A 24658-nucleotide genomic window follows, 5' to 3' on the forward strand; every position below is an offset into this window, starting at 1 on the left:
ATCCCTGCGGTTGCTCGCGTCCCGGCCCCATGAGGCAATGGACGGGAGCCCACTGCTGCCCCGCCTCCGCGCCCCGCGCCCGCCTTCAGAGATGGCCCCCAGCGTGTTCACAACTGATTCTCAGGTCATCGCAGGAAGGCGTAACCATGACAGACCAGCGTGATCCGTACGCCGACCGTCCGTACGTCCCGCCGACGGCACCGCAGGAGTCGCAGCCCACCGGCGCGTCCGGTGGCTGGCCCTTCTCCGAGCCGCGTGCGCAGGACGCTCCCGCCGGCGATACCTCGACCCCCGACCAGCCGACTCCCGACCACGAGCCCACCGTCGCCATGAACGAGCCCACCGTCGCCATGAACGAGCCGACCGCGCCCGTGAACGAGCCGACCGTCGCCTTCGGCGGCGGACCCCAGGGCCCCGGCGGCCCTCAGGACCCCGGCACCGGCACCGCTCCCGTGGCACCGCAGCCGCGCCGCAAGCGCCGTGCCGGCCGCCTGGTCGCCGCCGCCACCGGTGTCGTGCTCCTGGCCGGCGCCTCCGCCGCCGGCGGCGCCGCGATCTACGCCGCGATGGAGGACGACACCTCCACGACCAGCAACACGGGCACGACCCTCGACAAGCCGGTCTCGTCGTCCCAGACCACCAGCGACGTCATGGCCGCCGCCGAGGCCGTCCTGCCCGCCACGGTCAAGATCAACGTCACCGGCAGTGGCGAGTCCGGCACCGGAACCGGCGTCGTCATCAGCAAGGACGGCACCATCCTGACGAACAACCACGTCATCGAGGCGGCTGCCGACGGCGGCTCCATCACCGTCTCCTTCAACGACGGCACCAACGCCAAGGCCCGCATCGTAGGCCGCGACGTCGCGACCGACGTGGCCGTCATCCAGGCTGAGGACGTCGACGACCTGCCCACCGCGACCCTGGGCAACTCCCAGGAGGTCAAGGTCGGCCAGACGGTGGTGGCCATCGGCTCGCCGTTCGGCCTGGAGTCCACCGTCACCACCGGCATCGTCTCGGCCCTCAACCGACCGGTCTCGCCCGGCGACGGCTCGGGCTCGGGCGGCACGACCACGACGTTCCCGGCGATCCAGACCGACGCGGCGATCAACCCCGGCAACTCCGGCGGCCCGCTCGTCGACATCCAGGGCAACGTCATCGGCATCAACTCGGCCATCAACACCGGCGGCAACGGCAACGGCTCCGTCGGCCTGGGCTTCGCGATCCCGATCAACCTCGTCAACAGCGTCGCCTCGCAGATCCTCGACGGCAAGACCGTCGAGCACGCCCAGATCGGCGTCCAGGTCAGCAACGCCACCAGCGAGGACCAGGTGACGACGACCGGCGCCGAGATCAGCGAGGTCACCGCCGGCAGCGCGGGCGAGAAGGCCGGCCTCAAGGCCGGGGACGTCGTCACCAAGGTCGACGGCAACCCGATCTCGAGCAACGGCGCCCTGGTCGCCACGGTCCGCGGCTACAAGCCGGGCGACACGATCGACCTGACCGTGCTGCGCGACGGCAAGACCCGCAACATCAAGGTCAAGCTCGGCAGCGACAACGGCGCGGCCGCCAAGGCTCAGGACTGAGCGACCAGCGGCACGAGACGGGCCCCTTCACCGATCGGTGAAGGGGCCCGTTTCAGGTCAGGACGGGTGGATCACCACCAACGACCCCACCAGTGCCCGTGACGCTTGAACCGAGGCTTGCGCTTCACCTCCTTCGGGTAGGCGGCATCCACCTCGACCTCGACCAGCCAGCCCGCGACCGGCAGGTTCGCGACCTGGACCATGAACCGCGACGGACGTGCCGACGTCGCGACGAAGGGCGGGGCGGCCGGCGCGGTGCCCAGACGCACGTCGATCGGCTTGCCGGTCGACACCGAGGTGTTCGCGAAGTACTGACGGTAGCCGCGGTTGAATCCGTTGAAGTCCGCCGTCGTGCCGTCGGGCGACGCGACGAACACGCGCATCGCGTAGACGTCGTCGAAGTCCAGGCCCTGGGCCTGCAGATTCTCACCGATGCGCCGCATGACGTTGATCGCCTGCGCCTCGGTGACCGTGACTCCCTCCGGCAGCACCCCGCCGGGGAACACCTCGGTGTCGACGTAGCGCTCCGGAGTACCGGCAGGTGCCGCCGAGTTCAGGCCGGACGGACCCAGCCCACTGGTCTTGTAGGTCGGCGTGTCCTTGCCGATCGCGACGCCATTGGAGATCTGCGGGTTGTCGTTGCCCTCCGGCAGGACGGAGGACGTCGTTCCGGGCTTCGGCGGGTCGGGCTTGACCGATGCGGCGACAACGGCGGTGCCCGGGACGAGCACGAGCGCCATCACGGCGGCGATGAACCCGATCTTGCGTGTGGACATGGATCTCCTCTGAGTGGTGGACCGGAACGGACGAGGCGGCGTCATCGGGCCGTGACCCGTTGATGGATCTGCTCGACGACTGCGCGCGCCGACACGATGCCGCCGTGCTGCCAGGCGATGGTGTGCGAGAGCCAGTCACCGGCGAAGTAGACGTTCTTCGTCGGGGCGACCAGGCGGTCGTAGTTGCCGTCGGTGCGCGACCGCCAGCCGACCCAGGCGCCTTCGATGTGCTTGACGGTCGACCAGTTGACGCTGAACGCCGAGGCGACGTTCTGCCGGTAGGCATCGCCGTGGATCTCCGCGCCCTGTTCGAGCGCTTTGGCCAACCGCTGCTTCGGCGTGAGCGCGCCGTAGGTGTTGGCGCTCGAACCGGTGTTGTAGTAGCCGATCATCACGCCGCGCTTGCTCTGGAAGCCCCCGCTCGGGTACCACATGTTCCCGAGCTCGTTGTTCGCGTTGGTGATGCCGCCGTAGATCTGGTGGTCGAGCTCCCACCACCGGCGGGAGTACTCGATGCCGATCTTGCCCGCGTTGGTGATCGTCGGCGCCTGGAGCGCGGTGATGACCTCCGTCGGCAGGTTGCTGGGGATCTTCGCGGCGATCTGCGGCGGGACGGCGCAGATCGCGAAGTCCGCCGCGATCTTGCGCTGGAACTGACCCTGCTGGTAGACGACCTCGACGCCCGTGGGCGTGTTCTTGAGCGACGTGGCCACCGCGCTGAACTTCACCCGGTGCCGGCCGATGGCACGGACGAACGCGTCGGAGATCGCCTGCATGCCACCCTTGGGGTGGAGCATCTGCATCGCCTGGTCCCAGCCGCTCTCGAAGGAGAAGTAGTTGCCGATGCCGCTGGCGAACACGTCGGTGAGACTGAACGGAGCGGTCGGCGTACCGGCAGTGACACCGGGCTCGACCGAGTAGCCGCGACGGCCGCTGCCGGTGTACTTGAAGCTCGCGGCTGGATCGCCGGGAACCTTGGGGCCGATCGATCCGAAACTCTGGGCGAAGGAGATGATGCGTTCCTTGTCCTCGGCCGTCACGTACTGGTCGAGCGCACCCTGGTCGGTCGCCTTGGCCAGCAGCTCGGCCACGTAGCCGTACGTGTCGGCCTTGGCCTCGCGGTGCCGAATCGCCTGTCCCGACAACCTGTGATCCCCCGAGCGCCACAGGTAGGCGTGGGCGTTCTGGTTGACGAACGTTTCGAGCTCGACCCCCAGTTCGCGGCAGTAGTCGACCGTGATGTGGTGCTGTGGCAGACGCCCCGCACCGGCGTTCATCCACTGGCCCCGGCTGAATCCGGCGCGCTGGGTCTGACCGAGGGTGTCCGTCGCCTTGTCGCCACCCTGGACGGTCCAGGCGCGGCCACCGGGCCGCTCCTTGGCCTCCAACACCGTGACGTCATAGCCGCCCTTGAGCAGTTCGTATGCGGCAGTGAGGCCCGCGACGCCAGCGCCGAGGATCACCACGCTCTTGCGACCATGGCGCCCCAGCGAACCCGGCTTGAGTGGGTTGAACGGCGGGGTGGTGGCTTGGGCCGCCGAGGTCATGCCCAACGAGCCCATCGTGTGGAGCATGACGCCGGCGCCACCGGCGACGCCGACCTTCTGGAGAAAGTCTCTCCGTGTCTGTTGCATGTGTTTCCTCCTGGACCGAGTCCTTGACTGCGCGAAAGGTCGCCCGAGAACATCCACCCGGACGAACAGGAAGTTATGGAGGCGCCGTTTCGCCCGCCGCACTCCCAGATGCCGCGCGGGTAAACAGTCGCTTACCCTGGCGCAGGCCGTCAGCGAGACACGAGATCGACTCGGATTCCACGGGAAACGTCGAGGCGTGGTCACCTGGTGACCGTCTCGGGCGGGTCCGCCGAGGAAACATGAACGTCACGCGGGGCACGCGGCGGGCACGTCCGTGGGCAGCGACGGACCACGTCGCCAGGTGGCGGGAGGGACGACCGGACCGCGAAGGCGCGGCCGGGCGGGACTGCGGGCCGGGACGGTCAGCGTCGCCGGGCGTCCTCGTCGGTCGAGAAGTACTCGTCGAGGTCGAGATCGGCCTTCAGATCCAGATCGATCTGGGATTCCAAGTCGTCGCGCAGCCGCTGCGAATGCTCACGGAGGTCACGGATCGTGCGGCCGGCCGTGCGAGCCATGTGCGGTAGCCGCTCAGGGCCGAACACCACGAGAGCCACGAAGGCGAGCAACGCGAGCTCCAGCGGGCCGAGTCCGAACATGCGAGTGACGCTAACACGGTCCGCTACTGCATCCGCAAGGCCGAGACGGCCGAGAAACACAGGATTCACGCGATCGTCTCGACGATGAAACCCGCTGTCCGGGGCGCTGGTTAGCGTGGCTAGGGCACACCCACCACGGATGGAGATTCCATGCCTCACCTCGGCCCCACCGAACTGCTCATCATCGTCGGCGTCGTGGTCCTGCTCTTCGGCGGTCGCAAGCTGCCCGAGCTGGCCCGCGGTACCGGACAGGCCCTGCGCATCTTCAAGTCCGAGGTCACCCAGCCGGACGAGCTGCCGGCGAAGGCCGACACCCGGTCGGCCACGGACGTCGATCCGATCACGGCCGACGTGGTCGTCGAACCCACCACCCAGCGTTCCTGAACCCTTGTCCGCCGTCGACACGCTCCGGGCCACGTTCCGTCGCCGTTCGGCCACGGAACAGCCCGGCGCGGCGATGACCTTCACCGACCACCTGCGCGAGTTGCGCCGCCGCTCGGTCAGGGCCGTCATCGCGATGGCCCTGGGCACCGTCGTGGCATGGCTCGCGTACGAGCCGATCTTCACCTGGCTCGTGGCCCCGTACTCCGACGTGAAGCCCGTCCTCGCCGCGCAGGGCATCGACACGAGCCTCGTCTTCACCGGGATCGGCGGGGCGTTCCAGTTCCAGCTGAAGGTGTCGCTCGTCGCCGGGTTCGTGCTGGCGAGCCCATGGTGGATCTGGCAGGTCTGGGCCTACGTGGTGCCCGCGCTGCACCACGGCGAGAAGCGCGCGGCGCTCAAGCTCAGCGTCATCTGCGCGCCGCTGTTCCTCGGCGGCGCCTGGTTCGGCTACCTGCTGCTGCCGCGCGCCATCGAGTTCCTCGTGGGATTCGTCCCCCAGAACGCCGAGTCCCTGCTCACCGGCGCGGACTACCTGGACTTCTCGCTGCGCATCATGCTGGTGTTCGCCGTCGCGGCGCAGCTGCCGGTCGTCATCGTGATGCTGCACCAGCTCGGCCTGATCACCGCGCCGCAGCTGGTGCATGCCCGGCCGTGGATCATCACCGGCATCTTCGCGTTCTCCGGAATCGCCACCCCCACGGTCGACCCGGTGACGATGGCGATGCTCGCCATGCCGATGGTCGTGCTGTACGGCGTCGCCGAGGTGATCGTCCGGGTGCGCGAGCGGCGTGGCGCGGTGGCCACGGACGCCACGCTCTGAGCTCAGCCCAGCAGCGCCTCGGTCAGCTCGCGCAGGATGCCGTAGCCGTTCTGCGTCAGGATCGACTCGGCGTGGAACTGGATGCCGCGATAGTGCGGGCCAGCGACGAGGTGGATGTCCCCTGACTCGGGATCACTCTCGACCGTGACGCCTTGCGGCAGTCCCGACTCCGGGACGCGGCCCACAAAGGTGTTGTAGAAGCCCACCGTCTCGGTGCGGCCCAGCACCGGCAGGGCGCTCTGCGTGCCCTGGAAGACGATGTCCTTGTAGACCAGGTCCAGCCCGAGCGCGTCGCAGAGCGTCTGGTGCCCCAGACAGATCGCGAGGAACGGCTGGCCGCGGTCCAGGAGCCGGCGGGTGGCCCGTCGCAGCACGGAGATCTTGGGGTCGTCCCCATCGCGTGGGTCGCCGGGGCCGGGACCGATCACCACGAGGTCGTGGTCGTCGAGCGCGCTCTCGGTCCACTCGTCGTGGCGGACGATGTCGGTCGTCATCCCCATGACGCCGAAGACGTGCGACAGCATGTTGACGAAGTCGTCCTCGCCGTCGAGCACGACGACCCGCTTGCCGGACAGCGACGGCACCCGGGGCGTGCCGGACTGGTCACTGAGCCAGAACTGGCTGAGTCGCTGGTTGCGCGACCCGAGCGCGATCAGCACGTCGTCCTCGCGGGTGAAGGCGTCGAAGCCCTCGACCGGCTCGGGCGCGGACTCGACCAGGCCGAAGGCGCTCAGGACACCGGATGCCTTCGCCCAGGTCTCCTTCGTCTCGTACTCGGCGTCCGAGTCGCGCACGAGGGTCGCTCCGGCGGCGACGGTGAGGTTCCCGTCGAGGTCGACGTCGGCGGTCCGGATCAGGATCGGGGCGTCGAGGCGAGGGGCGCCCTGCTCGTCACGGCCGATCAGCGCCGCGACGCTGGCGTAGTAGCCGCGGCCCTGCGGCTCGTACTGCTTGATCAGGCGGCAGGCGTTCTCGACCGGGCTGCCCGTGACCGTGGCGGCGAACATCGAGTCGCGCAGGATGTCGCGCGGGTCGCGGTCGGTGCGGCCGGCCAGCAGGTACTCGGTGTGCACGAGGTGGCTCATCGGCTTGAGATACGGACCGAGCACGAGGCCGCCCTCGTGGCACAGGTCGCACATCATCTTGAGCTCCTCGTCGACGACCATGAAGAGCTCGTAGATCTCCTTCTCGTCGGACAGGAACTTCAGCAGCTCACGCTTGCGCTCGGCATGGGTCTCGAGACCGCGCATGCGGAACGTGCCACTGATCGGGTTCATGCGCAGCTGGCCGGCGTCGAGGCTGACGTGCCGCTCGGGGCTGGCGCCGATCAGGTAGCGGTCGCCGGTGAAGATGCAGAAGGTCCAGAACGCGCCCCGCTCGCGCTCCAGCAGCCGGCGGAACACCGACAGCGCCGCCGCGTGACCCCAGTCGGCGACGGTGGCGCGATAGCGGCGTCCGATGACGAGGTTGGCGCCCTCGCCCTGGCCGATCTCGTCGTCGATGATGCGGCGGGCCATCGCCGCGTACTCCTCGTCCGAGGTCTCGAACCCGCCGCGGTCGGCCAGCTCGATCTCGCCCGACGGCAGCACCTCGAGGAGATCCGCGAGGGCGACGTCCTCGTTGAGGCGCGCCTCGATCACCGACAGCGGGGTGCCGTCCTGGTGCGCCTCGAACCCGCGCTCGGCGACCTGCGCGAAGGGCACCAGCACCAGGTGGTCCCACGCCGGGCCGGCACCCTGGGCCAGCGGCACCTCGGCCAACTTCTCGACGTCGAGGCGCGGGCCACCGATGAGGGTGACCCGGTCGTTCTCGCGCCCACGGATCAGGGCGAACGCGGGCTGGGCCAGCAGGTCGTCAAGGATCTGGTGCGTCATCGTGGTCTTCTTCCCGCGGTCGGACGAACAACGCCCAGACCGCCATGTGGGGGTCTGGGCGTGGGTACGTCGACAGTCCTCCTAGCGGAGGTGCCACCAGCTGCTGGACGTCGACATGGCGTCAGCGTACCCGTCCCGGCGGGGCGCTCGCGGGCGGAGTCAGTCGACGAGACGACGCACCCGATCGCGGGCGCGGCGCCACGTGGCGCGTGCGAACCCGGCGGTCGGCACCGGCTGGGCGCCGAGCATCGCCTCGGGAACCTTGCCGCGTCCGACGACCTCGGGCAGACCGCTGGCGTGGACCAGGCCCATCAGCGCCGCGGCGCCCAGCTCCGGCGGCAGGATCGGGTCGGGCGTCCGGGCGCCCTTGGGCCGCAGACCGGACGTCGGCATGGCGCCCAAGGTCGAGGGGTCCCCGACGACCTGGACTCCGCTCGCGGCGATCCACTCACCCATCCGGCCGCCCAGCTCGGCCGCCTCGCGCGCGGCCCAGCGCGGCGTCAGCAGGCGCGGCTCGTCCGGCGCGGGGGTGCGCTGTTGGAGGTACCGCGCAACGCCGAACCGGATGGCGTGGTGGTGCACCGTGCGGGGCAGGCCCGACTTCGCGAACTGGCGGTTGAACTCGCGCAGCAGCTCGATCTCGGGCCAGGTCAGGGAGCGGTTGTCCACGACCGGAGTGGGCAGGGTCCCGGCCCGCAACGAGAAGAGCCCTTCGACGTCGCGCAGCAGCTGCTCGGGATCGGACTCGTCGAGCACCACGACGACGACCCGGTCCGGCCCGACGACCTCGGCCCAGCGGGCGACGAGCCGGTCGTGCCGGTGGCGCCACCAGAACGACGGCGTCAGCGTCGTGGTCTCGGGCTCGCGCAGCATCGCCTTGAGCCACTTGCCGTAGCCGGTCTTCATGCCGTTCTGGACGTACTGCTGCCACTGCGACGGCATGATCCGCGGCAACGGCCGCAGGGTCACCAGGACATAGGGGTCGTCCCCGCCGAGCTCGGCCACGGCGCGGCGGACGGCGGACTCGCGGGCGTCCGCGAAGAACTCGCTGCTGACCAGCACGGTCCGGTCCTGCTGCGCGTTGACCTCCTTGACCAGGCGGCGCCACGGCCGGTCGGTGGACGGGGCATCGAACGGCGGCCGGGGGTTCTCGCGCGCGAGCATCGACAGGACCTCGTCGATCGGCTGGCTGGTCGCGCCGGCGTAGTGCAACCCCTGGGCCGCCACCTCGTCGCGCGCGTCGTGCAGGGACCGCTGGACCGAGGTCGTCCCCGTCTTGTGCGGGCCGATGTGCAGCACCCGCGCACCAGGCGGGAAGTGGAAGCTCGAACGGAGGGTCACGTCAATCGAAGGTATCCCTGGCGCGGTGGCGCCGCCCATCAGGGAGTGGCCGCCACCGGCAGTGTCGTGTAGTCGCCCACGTCGATCACGCCGCCGGGCTTGAACGTGACGACCTGCAGTCCGACGACCCGGCTGTCCTCGAAGGTCAGCACGGCCACCTGCGCGTCGCGGCGCAGCTTCGTGCCGAGCGCGAACGCGTACACCGCGCCGCCGGTGGAGCCGATCGTCAGCCGGGTCGACGTGCCGTTGGGCCCCTCGGTGCTGACGGGTCCCTCCTGGCGGTGCAGGTGGCCGCTGATCGCCAGGTCGACGCAGCCCTGAGCGACGGCCGCCTTCGCCGAGGCTGCGCTGTGGGTGAGCAGCAGACTGACATCACCGTCCTCGCACGCCGTCTCGGCCAGCGCCGTGTTCTGGTCGCGGATGGCGGCGATGTTGTCGTCCTCGTTGCCGTTGTAGCCGGCGGTCAGGCCCGAGCTGCGCGGGTCGCTCTCGCCGAGCATGCGCACGCCCTCGACCTCGACGGGCTCGCCGTCGAGCACGATGAAGTCGCGGCGCTCCATCTCGTCCAGCACGTGGTCGCCGGTGTCATGGTTGCCCGCCACGGCGACGATCGGCAGGTCGGCGAACGTCTGGCGCAGCGACTTGATGCTGAAGGCCTCCCACGAGGCCCCGTTCGAGGTGTCGTCGCCGAGGTCGATCACGAAGGACGCGTTCGCGGCGTCGGCGACCTCACGGGCCACCGGGTCCATGCCGACGTTGTTGTGGCGGTCGGTGACGACCAGTGCGGTGGTCTGCCCGTCCTCGGGGGCGCGGACGGCGATGCCCCGCGTCTTCTCGGTCAGGTCGGAGTAGAACGACAGCGACGCCTGGTAGGTGTCGAGCGCGCCCTGGACGATGGCCTTGCTGGTGGCGGTGGCCGCCCCGCGCGAGATCTCGACCCGGTCCAGGCGTGGCTCGTCGGGCAGCTCGGGGAACTCCTGGCGGATCGGGACCCAGGCCACCTCGCGCTCGGTGTCGGGGTCCTGCGCATAGGCCAGCGCCGCGCCCAGCACGACGAATCCCAGCACGCCCAGCACCAGCGCGGGGCGGGGGTCGGGCGGCCACGCCTCGCGCAGCTCGCGCCGGCGTCGCGGGCCCAGGGCCCACCAGACACCGCCGGCGATGACCATCGCGATGACACCGGCGGCGACGCCGCGCCGGAGCGCCGCGAGGGCCATCTGCGTCATCTCGGACGTCATGGCGGCGATCTCGCCCTCGGGCTGGCTGGCGATCGCGGCGTCCTGCGCCAGCACGCGCTGCAGGTCGGTGTCGGGGCTGTCGCGCAGCACGACCTCGGCGCCGACCCCCAGCGGCGCGTCCGAGAGCATGCGCAGCTCGGGCAGCAGCGGCCCGGCCACGATCGTCACGTGGCCGTCGAACGTGGGGCTGGCCGTCGCGTTGTGCGCGCCGATGGTGACGACGCGCTCGCTGTCGAGGAACGTCGCCGCGGTGACGGGCCCCGCCACGACCAGGCCGACGACCGCGAGGGCGAGCGCCGCGAGGGCACGGCTCACTCGGCCACCCGGTCCAGCCACCGGCGGGACGTGCCCACGGTGACGAGGCGCTGGGTCGCGCGGGTCAGCACGACGTAGAGCGTGCGCCAGCCCGACGCGGCCTCGGCGACGACGCCATCGGCGTCCACCAGCACGACGCCGTCGAACTCCAGGCCCTTGGTGTCGAGCGGCTCCAGCACGCGGAGCCGGTCGTCGGCCGGCACGACTGCCGTGACCTCGGCCAGACGGCCCGCCGGGGCGACGACGGCGACGGTGCCCTCGACCTGCGCGAGCATCTCGGCGGCCTCGGCGGCGACGCGGGCGAGCAGCTCGCCGGCGGCGACGACCTCGTGGCGCGGATCGACGCCCGTCCGACGGACGGCCTCGGCCAGGTCGGGGCGCTCGATCGCGTGGGTCGCCACCCGGGCGGCGAACTCGTAGATCTCGGCGGAGTTGCGGTAGTTCGTCGACAGCCGGAAGCGGTGGACCGGCATCGTGCCGAGCGCCTCGTCGCGCGCGGCGGCCGACTCGGCGGGGACCGGCCAGGACGACTGCGCCTCGTCGCCCACGATCGTCCAGCTGGCGGTGCGGCCGCGGCGGCCGAGCATCCGCCACTGCATCGGCGAGAGGTCCTGCGCCTCGTCGACCAGCACGTGCGCGTAGCCCAGGTCGTCGATGCTCCCGGTGGCCTGGACCCGGTCCTCGCGCTCGCGCTCCTCGAAGCTCATCATCTGCTTCGGCGTGGCCCAGTCGTCCTCAGCGCGCTCGGGAGCCTCGCCCAGGAGATGGCGCAGCTCGTCGATCAGCGGGATGTCCTCGATCGTGGGCTGGTCGGCCCACTCGCGGCGCAGGACCTGCTGCTCGAAGGACGTGAAGAGATCGGACGCGACCTCACCCAGGCGCGATGGGACCGACCGCCAGACCTCGACCGGATCGAGCTCGGGCCACCAGGCGTCGACGAACGTCTCGAAGGTCAGGTCGCCGTCGAGCTGATCGGCGAACGCCTCCTCGCCGCGATCGAGACCGCGGTCGCCGGTGACGCGCTCCCACAGGGCCTTGACGAGCTCCTCACGTGCGGCCGCCTGGGTCGTGTTGGGCAGGCCGTTCGACAGCAGCCGGCGCCGGATGCGCGCCAGGTCGGAGGCCTCGAGGACGAGCCGGTCGTCGCGGTAGAACAGGTCGAAGCGGTGAGGGGCGCCGGCCTGCGGCGACCGGGCGACGCGGGACAGCACCTGCGCCATGCGGGCCAACCCCAGCAGGGCCGCCATCTCGGGCGAGGCGTGACGGGTCGCGCGGATGCCGTCGACGACCTCGCCGATGGACCGCAGGACGACGCTGGTCTCGCCGAGGCTCGGCAGGACGCGCTCGATGTAGTTCATGAACACGCCGGACGGGCCGACCACCAGGACGCCGCCGGACTCGAAGCGACGACGGTCCGTGTAGAGCAGGTAGGCCGCGCGGTGCAGCGCGACGACGGTCTTGCCCGTTCCGGGCCCGCCGCCGATGATCGTGGCGCCGCGAGCAGGGGCGCGGATGGCCTCGTCCTGCTCCTTCTGGATCGTGGCCACGACCGAGTGCATCGAGCTGTCGCGAGCGCGGCTGAGGCTGGCCAGCAGGGCACCCTCGCCGATCACGACCATGTCGTCGGGCGCCGCCTCGGCGTCGAGCAGCTCGTCCTCGATGCCGACGACGCGGTCGCCGCGGCAGCGCAGCACCCGACGCCGGACGACGCCGGCCGGATCCTGGGCGGTGGCCTGGTAGAACACGGCGGCAGCCGGAGCACGCCAGTCGACGAGGATGATCTCGCGGTCCTCGTCGCGCACGCCGATGCGACCGATGTACCGGGCGTCGCCGCCGTTCAGGTCGAGGCGGCCGAACACGAGCCCGTCGTGGGCGGCGTGCAGGGCGCTCAGCCGGCGCGAGGCCTGGTAGACCATCGCGTCGCGCTCGACCAGACCGCCCTCGTGGCCGATGTGGCCCCGAGCCAGGCCCTCGACGACGAGCGACTGGGCGACCTTGGTGGACTCCTCCAGCCGCTGGTAGACCGTGTCGACGTACGCCTGCTCGTGCTCGAGCTCGCGTTCATCGGGTGAGGGGTTGCTCATCAACGTCCTTCGCTGGCATGGGGGAACTCTCCATTCTAGGCACCGCAGGCCAGCCGGTCGCCCCCATCGCCACGCTTCGGGCTCAGTTGATGCGCAGGACCTTCGTCACCGTCTTCTCCGCGACCTTGGCGTCGCCGCTGTAGGTGATGGAGAACGAGTGCTGACCCTTCGGCAGGTTGCTCGCCGTCAGGATGCTCACGCCCAGGAAGACCCGGCCCTTCGCGACCGTCTTGTCACCGAGCCGGACCGTCACGGTGCCGGTCGGGACGGTGCCCTTCGCCGACACCCCGACGGTGAAGACCGCCGAGCGCCACAGACTCAGGGCGCCGACCTTGACCGTCGGCGCCAGCAGGACCGGACCACTGGTCGGAGCCGTGGTCGGCTCGGTGGTCGGCTCGACCGTGAACTCGGTCGTCGGCACGGTGCTCGGTTCGGTCGTCGGCCCGGGCGTGGGTCCATCGGTCGGCTGTTCGTCGACCTCGAAGGCCCGGATCAGGCGGTCACTGGGTCCCGTGCAGCTCACGGACGACGGGACTTCATCGCTGGCCGTGTTCAGCGAGAGATCCAGACGGAACGTGGCTGGCAGGCCGAACGTCACCACGCCGGCCACACCGCCCAGGGTCATCGGCATGATCTCGCCCTGTCCCGCCAACACCCACGGCTCGCCCACCTGCTGGGGCACGGGACTCAAGGGGAACTGCAGGGGTCGCATTGGAGCGTCGAACGGGGCCCCGTTGAACGTCACCGTCAAGGGCATCCCGGTGATCGAACCTGAGGATTCGCGTCCGCCCACGATGTCGGTGACGGCGCCACGCAGCAGCTCCGGCATGTGAAGACGCAGGAACAAGGGGCTTCCCGGCAGCGAGTCGCCCTGGAACGCCCCATAGTCCGTCGTCGCCGTGACCGCGACGTCCTGGGTGCCCAGCACCAGGCCACCGACGATCGTCTCGCAGCGGTACGTGATCGTCCGTGAGAGCTGACCCAACCCCATGGGCACCTCGCCGCCGGGCTCACCGGGCGGGTCCGTGGGGAACGGCGGCGTGGTGGGGTCGGTCGGCGGCGTCGGCTCGGTCGGCGGCGTCGGCTCGGTCGGCTGGCTCGGGAGATCGAGGACGGGCGGCTCCGGGGCGGTCTGACCGGCCAGCGCGATGCCGCCGAGCAGGCGGTCCTGACCGGCGGCGCACGTCGCCACCATCGGGTACGTCGAGTTGTCCGCCTTGTACAAGACCTGGGTGATCGTGAAGTTGTCCGGCAGCCCCAGCCAGACCGCGCCGGTGGCGTCCTGCGGGACGGTGATCGCCGGGATCGTGGCGGTGCCCTGCATCGTCCACGGCGGGTCGGCCGTCTCGGAGACGGACGCCCGCGAGAATGCCAGCGCGGTCGGCTCGAGCTCGGTGGTCCGGCCCGCAGTGGTGACCGACAGCGCCGCATCGGCAGCGGTCCCCTCCGCCTCCGTCGCCCCGAGCAACAGCGCCACGGACTGCCGCAGCCGCTCGCTCGACGTCCACCGGACCGTCAGTTCACGCGCCGCCAACACGTCCCCGGGCGCCGCGGTCTCGGGGTAGTCGGCCGTGGCCGCGAGGGAGAAGGCCTGGGTGCCCAAGTTCAGACCTGCCGCGGTCACCGCGCACTGGTAGGAAGCGGCTCGGGACAACGTCCCGGGTCCGACCGGGACCGCTCCTCCGGGCCCGGGCACCGGGTCGGTCGGCGGATCGGTCGGGTCCGTCGGGTCAGTCGGCGGGTCGGTGGGATCGGTGGGGTCCGGGGACGGGTCGGTCGTCGGATCGGACGGCACGGGCTCGGTCGTGGGGTTGACCGTCGGACGGTCCGTCGGGGGCGTCGGGTTGGTCGCCCCTGCGACGCGGATACCGCCGATGGTGTGATCCTCCGGGGCCTCACATGTGAGCGACGTGGGGATGCTGCCGCCGTCAGCCGACACGAAGGATCCGGCGATGGCGAAGGTCCTCGGCAGTCCCAGCCAGAGCGCCTCGCGAGCATCGTCGGGCACGGTGATCGCCGGCACCGTGGCCTCGGCGTCCAGCGTCCAACTCCCCGATGCAGGCAGGTCGGCCCGCGCAATCGTCAGCGAGGTCGGCGGCAGACCGGACCAGCGGCCGGCGGTCTCGATGGCGAACTGGACACCGTCGGCCTCTCCCTCGAACGACCTCGCACCCAGCAGGTCGTACGAGGCCTGCCTGATGAAGTCGGGAAGCACCACGGACATGTCGAGCGCCCGGGCGGGGAGCACGTCACCCGGTGCGGCGGTCTCGGGGTACGTCACCGACGGGGTCACGACGACCGGGCGAACTCCCAGGTCCAGGCCGCCGGACTCGACGTGGCAGTCGTAGAGCAGGTTCGTCGCCAACTCGCCCGGACCGACCGGCAGGTCGCCGGCAGCAGCTTGCGCCTGGGAACCGCCGAGGACCGCTGTCAGCGTGGCGGCGACGGTGGCCGCGGGTACAACGGCGGCGATGAAGGACTTGACTGGCGACACGACGACTCCTGGCTCCCGCAGGCTCCCGAGGCCAGCCTGTCACTGATGTTTACATGTGACCGTACTCACATTCGGCCCGGGTGACCACCCCGATGTATCAGGGGCGGACGGGGGGTCTCACCAACGACGGCGCCCCGCGAGCGCCCGGCCGCCGAGGGGGGACGGCTGGGCTCGCGGGGCGCCTCGCGGAGGGTCACTTCGCGCGGTGGACGACCTTGACCTTCTTCACGTAGTCGACCTTGCCGCGCGAGTCGTACCCGCGGACCGTGATGACACGCTTCTTGGAGACCAGACCGGCCTTGTACCGGATCTTGCGCACGATCCGGCCGTGGGAGTCGGCCTTGCCGGTGACCTTCTTGGTCCGCAGCGAGATGCGGTAACGCTGGCCCGGAGCCAGCCCCTGGGCACGGATCGTGAACTTCGCCGCACCCCGCACCTTCTTCGGCGACACCGTGACCTTCGCGGTCTCCTTGACCAGTCCCGTCTTCACGACCGTCGACCAGTCGGCGTAGCCGGGAGCCGTCACCGTCACCAGCGCACACACCGTGCGCCCGGCCATCGCCTTCGTCACCGAGAACGACACCGCAGCCTTCGCCGGGCGGCACGTCGCGCCCTGCACGGCGTAACCCCACGAGACGGTCGTCTTCGCGCCGGCCGGCAGAGCCGTCGAGAACGTCGACGCCGTCAGCTTCGTGCCGACCTTCGGCGCCATCGGGCTGACCACCGCACGGATTGCGGGCAGCGTGCCTCGCACCACCGCGTTCTCGGCGACCACGGTCGTCTCGAACGCGAAGTGCCTCGCAGCGGTCACGGACACATCAGCGCACAGCACCTGCCCGACCTGGTCCGCGGTCGGGGTGAACGACTCACTCGTCGCACCGGAGATCGCGACGCACTCCGTGCCATCGACCACGCCCCACTGCCGAACCAACTCAGCACCCTCAGGCGCCTCGGACAGATCCACCGGCAGCGACACGGCCACACCCACCGCCGGACGATCGGTGCTCAGCACCGGCGCCGCGACCTCGAGCCGGCCCTTCTCCACCTCGGCACTCAACACCGTCGACCACTCGGCATAACCGGGGGCCGTCACCTCCACCAGCGCACACACCACACCGCCAGCCATCGCACCAGTGACCTCGAACGACGCGGCGACCTCGTCGGGCCGGCAATCCTCCGCGGTCGACGCATGACCCCATGTGACCCGCGTCGTCGCGCCCGCCGGCAGTTCGCCGGCCAGCAGCGACGCCGTCAACGTCGCGCCAGCCTTCGGGGACGTCGAACTCAGTGCCGCACGGATCGCGGGCAACGTGCCTCGCACCACCGCGTTCTCGGCGATCACAGTCATCTCGAACGCGAAGTGCCTCGCAGCGGTCACGGACACATCAGCGCACAGCACCTGCCCGACCTGGTCCGCGGTCGGGGTGAACGACTCACCCGTCGCACCGGAGATCGCGACGCACTCCGTGCCATCGACCACGCCCCACTGCCGAACCAGCTCAGCACCCTCAGGCGCCTCGGACAGATCCACCGGCAGCGACACGGCCACACCCACCGCCGGACGGTCGGTGCTCAGCACCGGCGCCGCGATCTGCAGCAGGCCCTTCTCCACCTCGGCACTCAACACCGTCGACCACTCGGCATAACCGGGGGCCGTCACCTCCACCAGCGCACACACCACACCGCCAGCCATCGCACCAGTGACCTCGAACGACGCGGCGACCTCGTCGGGCCGGCAATCCTCCGCGGTCGACGCATGACCCCATGTGACCCGCGTCGTCGCGCCCGCCGGCAGTTCGCCGGCCAGCAGCGACGCCGTCAACGTCGCGCCAGCCTTCGGGGACGTCGAGCTCAACACAGCACTCATCGCGGGCAACGTGCCTCGCACCACCGCGTTCTCGACCGTGAAGATCGCCTCCATCGGCTCGTAGCCCGGCGCCGTGACGCTGACCACCACGCACAGGGGCTCACCGACCTGAGCAGAGGTCGGCGTGAACGTGTCACCCTCGGCACCGCCGATCGCGACGCATTCGGCACCGTCGCGGGTGCCCCACTGCCAGTGCGCCTCGGCGCCCTCGGGCGCCTCGGCGAGGTCGACCGGCAGCGACACCGCCGTGCCCACCCTCGGGTGCGCGGTGTCGAAGGTCGGCTCCGGCACGCTCAGGCGACCTGCCGCGATCTTCACCTGGTTCGACGTGGTCACGTCAGCGACGTATCCGCGAACGGTCGAGGTGACCGTCACGGACAGATCGTGGCCCTCGTCGGAGGCACGCGGCGTGAAGGCCGCCTGCGTCGCACCGTCGATCGGGTCACCATCCAGGTTCCACTGGTACGCGCGATCGGCGCCGGCGGGGTCGCCGCCGGTCACCTCGGCGGACAGCTCCACACCGACCTGGGCCCAGTCCGAGAGGGTGACCGTCGGTGCCTGCCCGAACGTGCCGGCACCCACCGCACCCACGGTCACGGTCACCTGCGCGTCGAGGTGGTGCGGCGCACTCACAGTCGCCGTCAGGCACAGCACCTTCTCGAAGTCGGACACGTCCGCGGCGAAGGTCCGTTCGTCCGCACCGGCGATGGCCACGCAGTCGCCGCCAGCGACGACACCCCACTGCCAGGACGTGACCTTCGCGCCCGCGGGTGCGTCAGCCAGATCGATCGACGCGGTGACCGACTGGCCCACGACCGGCGCCTTCGCGTCGATCGCCGAGGACGCCATGGTGAACGCGCCGACCGCGGTGGAGCTCGCCGTCGCGGTCTTCGTGAACGACTCGTGGCCGGCCGCCCCATAGGTCACCTCGGCGCAGAGCGTCGCTCCCGCGTCCCCGGCGACGACGGTGTACTCGTCGGCGGCGGCGCCTGCCACGACACAGTCCTGGCCAGCCAGGCGTCCCCAGCGGACCGATTCGGTCGCGCCTGCGGGAAGCGTGGACTCGTCGGCCTTCACGGTCAGCACGTCGCCGGACGTGGGCGCCGAATCCGGCGTGGAGTCGACGATGGTCACCGTCGTGTCCATCACCTTGCCCGTGATCGCCTTCGTGGCCGTCTCGGTTCGATCCTCCGGATCGCCGCCGGCGCCCTTCGCCGTCACCGAGACCGTGACCGTCTTGCCCTGGTCGGCCGCGGTGGGCGTGAACGTGGTCGTGTTCGAGCGCACGTCGGCACTGCCCGCGACCGTCCATGCGTAGGCCCACGAGGCCGGCTCCGGCGTCGTCGACGCAGACACCGTCAACGTGTCACCGACCCGACCCGAACCCGCGATCTGGGGCGTGAACGCGCCGAAGGCAGGGGACAGGCGGAACATCTGCACCGCGTCGATGTAGAAGTTGAGCACGTAGATCGTTCCGTCAGAGCCGAATGCCACTCCGTACGGCACCCCGTATGTCGGCCCCGACGGGTCCCAGGTCGCTTCCAGCGCACCGTCGGCGGAGAACACCGACACGCTGTCGCGGGCGCGGGCGATGTCCGTCACCGCGATGCGCCCCTGTCCATCCGCCGCCACCCGGTACGGCCCGGCGAGCGAGCCGCCACCGACCTGGGTCATCTCGGACACGAAGGCGCCGCTGGCGTCGAGCTTCACCACTCTCGCGTTCCCGTAGTCGGCGACATGGACGGAGCCTGCGCCGTCCACGGCGATGCCATAGGGACTGGAGAAGGATCGGGAGTCGCCCGTGGCCTTGCTCCACGTGGCCAACAGCCGCCCACTGGAATCGAGTTTCTCGATGCGTGAGGCGCCCGTGTCGGTGACGTAGAGGTTGCCGGCGCGGTCCACCGCGATGCCGAAGGCGCCGCCCGACCTGCGGATCTCGGTGTAGCTCTGCAGGCCCGAGGCGTACTTCAAGACCGAGCCCATGGAGTCCACTGCGTAGACCTGGCCGTCGTAGCCGACCGTCACTGCACTCACGAAGTAGCTGCGCACCGAGCTGCGGACGAACGCGCCCTCGGACGTGAACTCCTGGATGCGTTGGTTGGCGGCGTCGGCGACGTAGACGTGGCCGTTGGGCCCCACGGCCAGGTCATTCGCGCCGGAGAACTGGCCCGCACCGGAACCTGAGGAGCCGAAGGAACCCATCGAGATCGGCCCGCTCGCGGCCTGCGCCGGCGCGGAGGTCGAGACCATACCGGCGAGAACCGTGAGCAGGACGAGCAGGAGAGCGAGCGGACGCGAGCCGCGGCGTGACGCGCGGGGACTCACGGGGCGCGTGGGCGAAGAGAGCACCCGATGAACCTACGGGGCGAGTGATGCCCCCGAGAGCGTTTTCCCGTATCTCTCTTCACAAAGTGGAGAGAGATCTCCGTTTCTGCTGTGGCGCATGTTTCTCCCGGGATAGTTTTATTGAACACTCACGTCCGGTGGACGCGCCACCTTCACCACCAACGACAGGTGCGACGTCTTCAAGGGCGGCTTCGGCGTGAAGGACGGCATCAACGAGGACGCGTCCGTCACGACCTTCCACTCGACTCCGGGCTGGGGCAACGGCACCGAGCACGCCGTGGCGGCGAACGCTCCGGCCAAGAACCTGCGGTACACGATCAAGGGCGGCTACTGGTTCGGCATGGACGCCGGCGCGGGCGTCGTCACGGCGGTCAACCCGGCCATGCACTGCGCGGTGAACCGCCTCACCGCGAAGTAGGTCCCTGACCACTGCGAGACCGAGGGACGCCTCTCCCAGCCGGGAGGGCGTCCCTCGTCAGGTGACCCTCCCCGTAACTCCGTGTTTCACACCCGCCACAGGGGAAACACTGCAAGGCTGGCGCCGCTGTGTGTTCCCCAACCCGAAGGATCCCCTTGATGCGCACCCGCGCCCTTGCCATCGCAGTGACGACCGGACTGGTCCTCACCCTGGCGCCCGCCACTGCCCACGCCGCCAAGAAGCCCACCTTCAAGCTGAGCATCTCCACCTCCCGCTCCGTTGCCGACGTCGGTCAGACCATCGCGATCTCGGGCAAGGTCTCCGGCCCGAAGGCCGCGAAGAAGCGCCTGCTCGTCCAGCGCAAGGTCGGCGGCGGCGCTTGGAAGACGGTCCGAAAGATCACCACGACCTCGAAGCGTCGTTACGCCACGACCGTCCCGGTGACCACCGCCGGACAGCAGTACCTGCGCGTCGTCGCGCCGAAGTCGAAGAAGGCCCGCGCCGGGTCGAGCACCGCCCGCGGATTCGTCGGCTGGCGCTGGCTCGATGCCGGCGCCAGCGCTGCCACCGACGGCCTGACGCGCGGCTCGCTGCGCATCGACGGCAAGGTCCACGCCCCGACCTACGTCCCGACCCAGCACAATGACGACGGCTACCTGTTCATCGACACCGGCCGCTCATGCGATGCGCTCGTCGCAGGTCTCGCGGTCGAGGCTCCGACGGCCAACCAGGCCATGGTCTACGTGTTCCAGGGGCGTTCGATCACCGACGACCCGGAGAGCTTCTCCGTCAAGATGGTCTCGGGCAACTCCGGAGTCGTCGAGACGCGCTGGCCGATCAAGCGTCAGAGCAGTCTCGTCGCGATGATGGTGGACGAGAACACGGACAACGCCGCACAGAGTGCCGGCCTGATCAAGCCCCGAGTGCACTGCTCGGTGAACGCGCTGCCCCAGGCGGTCCTGCCTCTCTGAGGTTCCGCCCGACCCCTAGACGACGAGCGCCCCTCCCCGACCAGGGGAGGGGCGCTCGTCGTCTCAGCAGGTTCAGCCCTTGCGGGACAAGAAGGCCAGCATCGCCTCGCGGGCCTCGTCGCTGCCGAAGAGCCGCGCCGACTGCTCGGCCAGCTGGTCGCCCAGCCGGTCGATGCGCTCGACGAGGTCGTGGTTCAGCAGTGCCTTCGTCTCACGGAATCCCTGCGGGTAGCCCAGCGAGAGGTCGGCCAGCACGCTCTGCAGCGCCGCGTCGAGCTCACCGTCCTCGACGACCCGGGTGACCAGGCCGATCTCGGCGGCCTCGGCCGCGTCGAACTTGCGCCCCGTGAGGAACAGCTCGGACGCGGCACGCGGGGACAGCCGCGGCAGCAACGACGCACTGATGACCGCCGGCGCGAGCGCCAGCCGGACCTCGGTCAGCGCGAACGTGACCGGCCGCGTGGCCAGCACGATGTCGGCCGCGCCGACCAGCCCCAGACCGCCGGCGCGCACCGGCCCGCCGAGGACCACCACGACCGGCTTCGCGCTCGTGGCCAGTCGGCGCTGCAGGTCGATCAGCGTTGCCGCGCCCTGCTGCATCGAGCCCTCCGCCGCCTCCGACAGATCGGCGCCCGAGCAGAACACGCGGTGAGCCGAGCGCAGCACGATCACCTTCGCGTCTGCGTCGGCCTCGGCGGCCTCGAGGTGCGCCCCCAGCTCGGTGACGAGCTGACGGCTCAGCGCATTGCGGTTGTGCTCACTGTCGAGGGTGATCGTCGCGACGCCGTCCGCGACGTCCAGGTGGACGAGTTCGGTCATGGTGCTCCTCCGACTCAGTAGGACTTCGGCAGGCCGAGCGAGAACTGGGCCACGAAGTTGAGGGCCATCTGCTTGCTCACCGGCGCAATGTTCGACAGGCGCGACGCGGCCAGGGCCTGCACGAGACCGTACTCGTTCGCCAGGCCGTTGCCGCCGTGGGTCTGGATCGCCGTGTCGACGGCCCGGGCGGCCGCGTCACCGGCGGCGACCTTGGCCATGTTGGCGGCCTCGCCGGCGCCCATCAGGTCGCCCGCGGCGTAGAGCGCCGCGGCCTTCTGGGTCAGCAGTCGCGTCATCTCGATGTCGATGTGCAGCTGCGCCAGCGGGTGGGCGATCGCCTGGTGCGCGCCGATCGGCTTGCCCCAGACGTCGCGCTCCTTGGCGTAGGCGACGGCCTTGTTGAGCGCCCAGCGCGCGGTGCCCGTGCCCATCGAGGCGGCCATGATGCGCTCGGGGTTGAGACCGGCGAACAGCTGCTCCAGGCCGGCGTCCTCGCTGCCGACCAGCGCGTCGGCCGGCAGGCGGATGTCGTCGAAGAAGAGGGTGAACTGCTTCTCGGGACTCGTGATGCCCATCTCGATCTCCTGGGCGTTGAAGCCCTCGGCATCGGTCGGCACCATGAACAACGCGGGCTTGAGCTTGCCGCTCCTGGCGTCGGCCGTGCGACCGACGACCAGCACGTGGCTGGCCTCGTCGACGCCGGAGATGTAGGTCTTGCCGCCCTTGAGGATCCAGCCGCCGTCCTCGGTCTTCGTGGCCGTGGTGACCAGGTTGTGCGAGTTCGACCCGGCGTCCGGCTCGGTGATGCTGAACGCGTACGTCTCGGTGCCATCGGCCAGGCCGGGCAGCCAGCGCTGCTTCTGCTCGGGCGTGCCGTACTGCGCGATGACCGTGCCGACGATCGCCGGCGAGACCACCATCAACAGCAGCGGGCAGCCGGCGACCGCCAGCTCCTCGCACACTGCGGCGAGGTCGCCGATGTCGCCGCCACCGCCACCGAACTCCTCGGGGATCGAGACGCCGAGGTAGCCCAGCTTGCCCGCCTCGGACCACAGCTCGGTGGTCTTGCGGCCGGAGTTCGCGGCGTCGTAGAAGTAGTGCTCGCCATACTTGGCGCCCAGGGCCGCGACGGCCTTGCGCAGCTCACGACGCTCCTCGGACTCGGTGAAGTTGCTCATTCTTGCTCCTCCTCGATGACGGCGAGGACGGCTCCGGCCTCGACCTGCTGCCCGACGGTGACCGCCAGGTTGCTGACGACGCCGTCGGACGGCGCCGTGATGGTGTGCTGCATCTTCATGGCCTCGAGGACGACGACGGGGTCGCCCTTCGAGACGCGATCGCCGTCGGCGACCTGGACCGCGGTGACCGCGGCCGGCATGGGCGCCAGCAGCGAGCCCTCGGCGACGACGTCGGCCGGGTCGACGAAGCGCGGCACGGGGGTCAGGCTCGTCGAACCCTCCGGACCGTCGACGTCGACGTGCTTCTCGCCGGTCTCTACCCAGTAGCGGCGGGTGACGCCGTCGGCCTCGAGCAGCACCTCGGCCGCGGAGCCGAACGTGTCGATCGAGACGAGGGTGACGCCGTCGACCGTGAGCCGGCCGGCCGCGCTGCGGTACCGCACGGGCTCGTGGCCCTCGTACTCGCGGGTGAGCGACTGGCTCGGGACGTTGCGGAACCCGGCGGGGATGCGCGAAAGCACCCGTCCGGAGGCGGCCGCGATCGTGGCCTCGGCCAGCGCCGCCGCGACGGGCACCAGCGGATCGCCGGCCTCCGTCGTGATCCACGCGTCGGCGTGCTCCTCCAGCATCGAGGTCCACAGGTCGGCGTCCTGCACCGGCTGGGCCTCGAGGATCTGACGCAGGGCCGACCGGTTCGTCGTGACACCGTGCACGCTCGAGCGACGCAGGGCGTCGACCAGGATGCGCAGCGCGGTGGTGCGGTCGGGGCCGTGCGCGATGACCTTCGCGATCATCGCGTCGTAGTGGATGCCCACGACGCTGCCCACCTCGACCGCGGAGTCGACGCGGACCGTCTCGGGGAAGTCGAACGTGCGGATCGTGCCCGTCTGCGGCGACCAGTCGTCGGCCGGGTCCTCGGCGTAGAGGCGCACCTCGATCGAGTGGCCCTGCGGCGCGGAGACCTCGCCCTCGAGCGGCTTGCCCTCGGCGATCGCGATCTGCGCGGCGACGAGGTCGATGCCGTGCACCTGCTCGGTGACGGGGTGCTCGACCTGCAGCCGGGTGTTCATCTCAAGGAAGAAGACCCGGTCGCCGTCGACGAGGAACTCGACCGTGCCGGCGCCGCGGTAGCTCACGGCCTCGGCGGCCGCACGGGCCGCGGTGTGCAGCGTCTTGCGTGCGGTGTCGGACAGGTTCGGCGCGGGCGCCTCCTCCACGACCTTCTGGTGACGGCGCTGGATCGAGCAGTCACGGTCGCCGACGGCCCAGACGGTGCCGTGCGTGTCGGCCAGGATCTGCACCTCGACGTGACGGGCACGCGGCAGGTACGGCTCGACGAAGACGGTGCCGTCGCCGAACGCGGACTGGGCCTCGGCCTGCGCCTTGGCAAGCTCGCCGTCGAGGTCCTCGAGGCGCTCGACCACGCGCATGCCGCGGCCACCGCCGCCGGCGCTGGCCTTGACCAGCAGCGGCAGGTCGGCGTCGGTCGCCGAGGCGACGTCGACCGAGAGGATCGGCACGTCTGCCGCGGCCATGATCTCCTTGGCGCGGATCTTGCTGCCCATCTCGTCGATGGACTCCGGGCTCGGGCCGATCCAGACCAGCCCGGCCGCCTCGACGTCACGGGCGAAGGCGGCGTTCTCGGACAGGAAGCCGTAGCCGGGGTGGATCGCGTCGGCGCCGGTGCGGCGTGCCGCGTCGATCACGAGGTCGCCGCGCAGGTAGGTCTCCGAGGGCGCGCTGCCGGGCAGGCGCACCGCGAGGTCCGCCTCGGCCACGAAGGGCATGTCGGCGTCGGCGTCGGAGAACACGGCGACCGTCTCGATGCCGAGGTCACGGGCCGTGCGGAACACGCGGCGGGCGATCTCGCCACGGTTGGCGACGAGGATTCTTCTGATGGTCACCGGGTTGACTCCTTGC

General features: G+C 70.5%; 17 protein-coding genes. 5 read left to right on the forward strand and 12 right to left on the reverse strand.

Annotated elements, in window-relative coordinates:
- Positions 1-146: 146 nt before the first annotated feature.
- Entirely contained in the window at positions 147-1583 is a 1437-nt protein-coding gene (locus NP095_RS14250) for a S1C family serine protease (RefSeq protein ID WP_232419540.1), read from the forward strand.
- 71 nt (positions 1584-1654) lie between these two features.
- On the opposite strand, the gene NP095_RS14255 is transcribed toward NP095_RS14250, so the two are convergent.
- The 3 genes from NP095_RS14255 to NP095_RS14265 all read right to left on the reverse strand — a co-directional run bounded on the left by NP095_RS14255 (position 1655) and on the right by NP095_RS14265 (position 4589).
- Positions 1655-2359: a Rid family hydrolase gene (locus tag NP095_RS14255; RefSeq protein ID WP_232419539.1), complete on the reverse strand. Its 705-nt coding sequence runs from the start codon at positions 2357-2359 to the stop codon at positions 1655-1657.
- 41 nt (positions 2360-2400) lie between these two features.
- The gene (locus NP095_RS14260; RefSeq protein WP_232419538.1) at positions 2401-3993 is read right to left on the reverse strand and encodes a flavin monoamine oxidase family protein; all 1593 of its coding nucleotides are present in this window, start codon (positions 3991-3993) and stop codon (positions 2401-2403) included.
- Between the two features lie 362 nt (positions 3994-4355).
- On the reverse strand, positions 4356-4589 hold the full coding sequence (locus NP095_RS14265) for a twin-arginine translocase TatA/TatE family subunit (RefSeq protein WP_232419537.1): 234 nt from the start codon (positions 4587-4589) through the stop codon (positions 4356-4358).
- 150 nt (positions 4590-4739) lie between these two features.
- On the opposite strand from NP095_RS14265, the gene tatA reads away from it, so the two are divergent.
- Both tatA and tatC read left to right on the forward strand, forming a co-directional pair.
- A complete protein-coding gene (gene tatA, locus NP095_RS14270) occupies positions 4740-4973 on the forward strand; it encodes a twin-arginine translocase TatA/TatE family subunit (protein WP_232419536.1) in 234 nt (77 codons plus the stop codon).
- Positions 4974-4977: 4 nt separating this feature from the next.
- Positions 4978-5793: a twin-arginine translocase subunit TatC gene (gene tatC / locus NP095_RS14275; protein WP_232419535.1), complete on the forward strand. Its 816-nt coding sequence runs from the start codon at positions 4978-4980 to the stop codon at positions 5791-5793.
- Between the two features lie 2 nt (positions 5794-5795).
- On the opposite strand, the gene NP095_RS14280 is transcribed toward tatC, so the two are convergent.
- From NP095_RS14280 to NP095_RS14305, 6 genes are all read right to left on the reverse strand, one after another.
- Positions 5796-7667 (reverse strand): anthranilate synthase family protein, encoded by a 1872-nt coding sequence (locus tag NP095_RS14280; RefSeq protein ID WP_232419534.1) that lies wholly within the window; start codon positions 7665-7667, stop codon positions 5796-5798.
- 159 nt (positions 7668-7826) lie between these two features.
- Positions 7827-9008 carry a hypothetical protein gene (locus NP095_RS14285; RefSeq protein WP_232419533.1) on the reverse strand — a complete coding sequence of 394 codons (1182 nt, stop codon included), beginning with the start codon at positions 9006-9008 and terminating at the stop codon, positions 7827-7829.
- A 38-nt stretch (positions 9009-9046) separates the two neighbouring features.
- Complete coding sequence (locus NP095_RS14290; RefSeq protein WP_232419532.1) at positions 9047-10561, reverse strand: metallophosphoesterase family protein; 1515 nt, start codon at positions 10559-10561, stop codon at positions 9047-9049.
- Positions 10558-12645 carry a HelD family protein gene (locus tag NP095_RS14295; RefSeq protein ID WP_232419531.1) on the reverse strand — a complete coding sequence of 696 codons (2088 nt, stop codon included), beginning with the start codon at positions 12643-12645 and terminating at the stop codon, positions 10558-10560. The genes NP095_RS14290 and NP095_RS14295 overlap by 4 nt, the downstream gene beginning before the upstream one ends.
- Before the next feature lie 82 nt (positions 12646-12727).
- Complete coding sequence (locus NP095_RS14300; protein WP_232419530.1) at positions 12728-15139, reverse strand: Ig-like domain-containing protein; 2412 nt, start codon at positions 15137-15139, stop codon at positions 12728-12730.
- Between the two features lie 193 nt (positions 15140-15332).
- The gene (locus NP095_RS14305; protein ID WP_256766100.1) at positions 15333-19355 is read right to left on the reverse strand and encodes an NHL repeat-containing protein; all 4023 of its coding nucleotides are present in this window, start codon (positions 19353-19355) and stop codon (positions 15333-15335) included.
- 193 nt (positions 19356-19548) lie between these two features.
- Here NP095_RS14305 and NP095_RS14310 point away from each other — a divergent pair, with 193 nt between their 5' ends.
- Together NP095_RS14310 and NP095_RS14315 are read left to right on the forward strand one after the other, a co-directional pair.
- Complete coding sequence (locus tag NP095_RS14310; protein WP_232418540.1) at positions 19549-19770, forward strand: hypothetical protein; 222 nt, start codon at positions 19549-19551, stop codon at positions 19768-19770.
- A gap of 158 nt (positions 19771-19928) precedes the next feature.
- Positions 19929-20741: a hypothetical protein gene (locus tag NP095_RS14315; protein ID WP_232418539.1), complete on the forward strand. Its 813-nt coding sequence runs from the start codon at positions 19929-19931 to the stop codon at positions 20739-20741.
- A gap of 72 nt (positions 20742-20813) precedes the next feature.
- Here NP095_RS14315 and NP095_RS14320 read toward each other — a convergent pair whose 3' ends face one another.
- From NP095_RS14320 to NP095_RS14330, 3 genes are read right to left on the reverse strand one after another with little or no spacing between them, the layout of a single operon-like run.
- Entirely contained in the window at positions 20814-21560 is a 747-nt protein-coding gene (locus NP095_RS14320; protein ID WP_232418538.1) for an enoyl-CoA hydratase-related protein, read from the reverse strand.
- 14 nt (positions 21561-21574) lie between these two features.
- On the reverse strand, positions 21575-22738 hold the full coding sequence (locus NP095_RS14325) for an acyl-CoA dehydrogenase family protein (RefSeq protein WP_232418537.1): 1164 nt from the start codon (positions 22736-22738) through the stop codon (positions 21575-21577).
- A complete protein-coding gene (locus NP095_RS14330; protein WP_232418536.1) occupies positions 22735-24642 on the reverse strand; it encodes an acetyl/propionyl/methylcrotonyl-CoA carboxylase subunit alpha in 1908 nt (635 codons plus the stop codon). Before NP095_RS14330 ends, NP095_RS14325 begins: the two co-directional genes overlap by 4 nt.
- Positions 24643-24658 lie beyond the last annotated feature (16 nt).

The sequence above is a fragment of the Aeromicrobium duanguangcaii genome (genome assembly GCF_024508295.1).
GTDB lineage: Bacteria > Actinomycetota > Actinomycetes > Propionibacteriales > Nocardioidaceae > Aeromicrobium > Aeromicrobium duanguangcaii.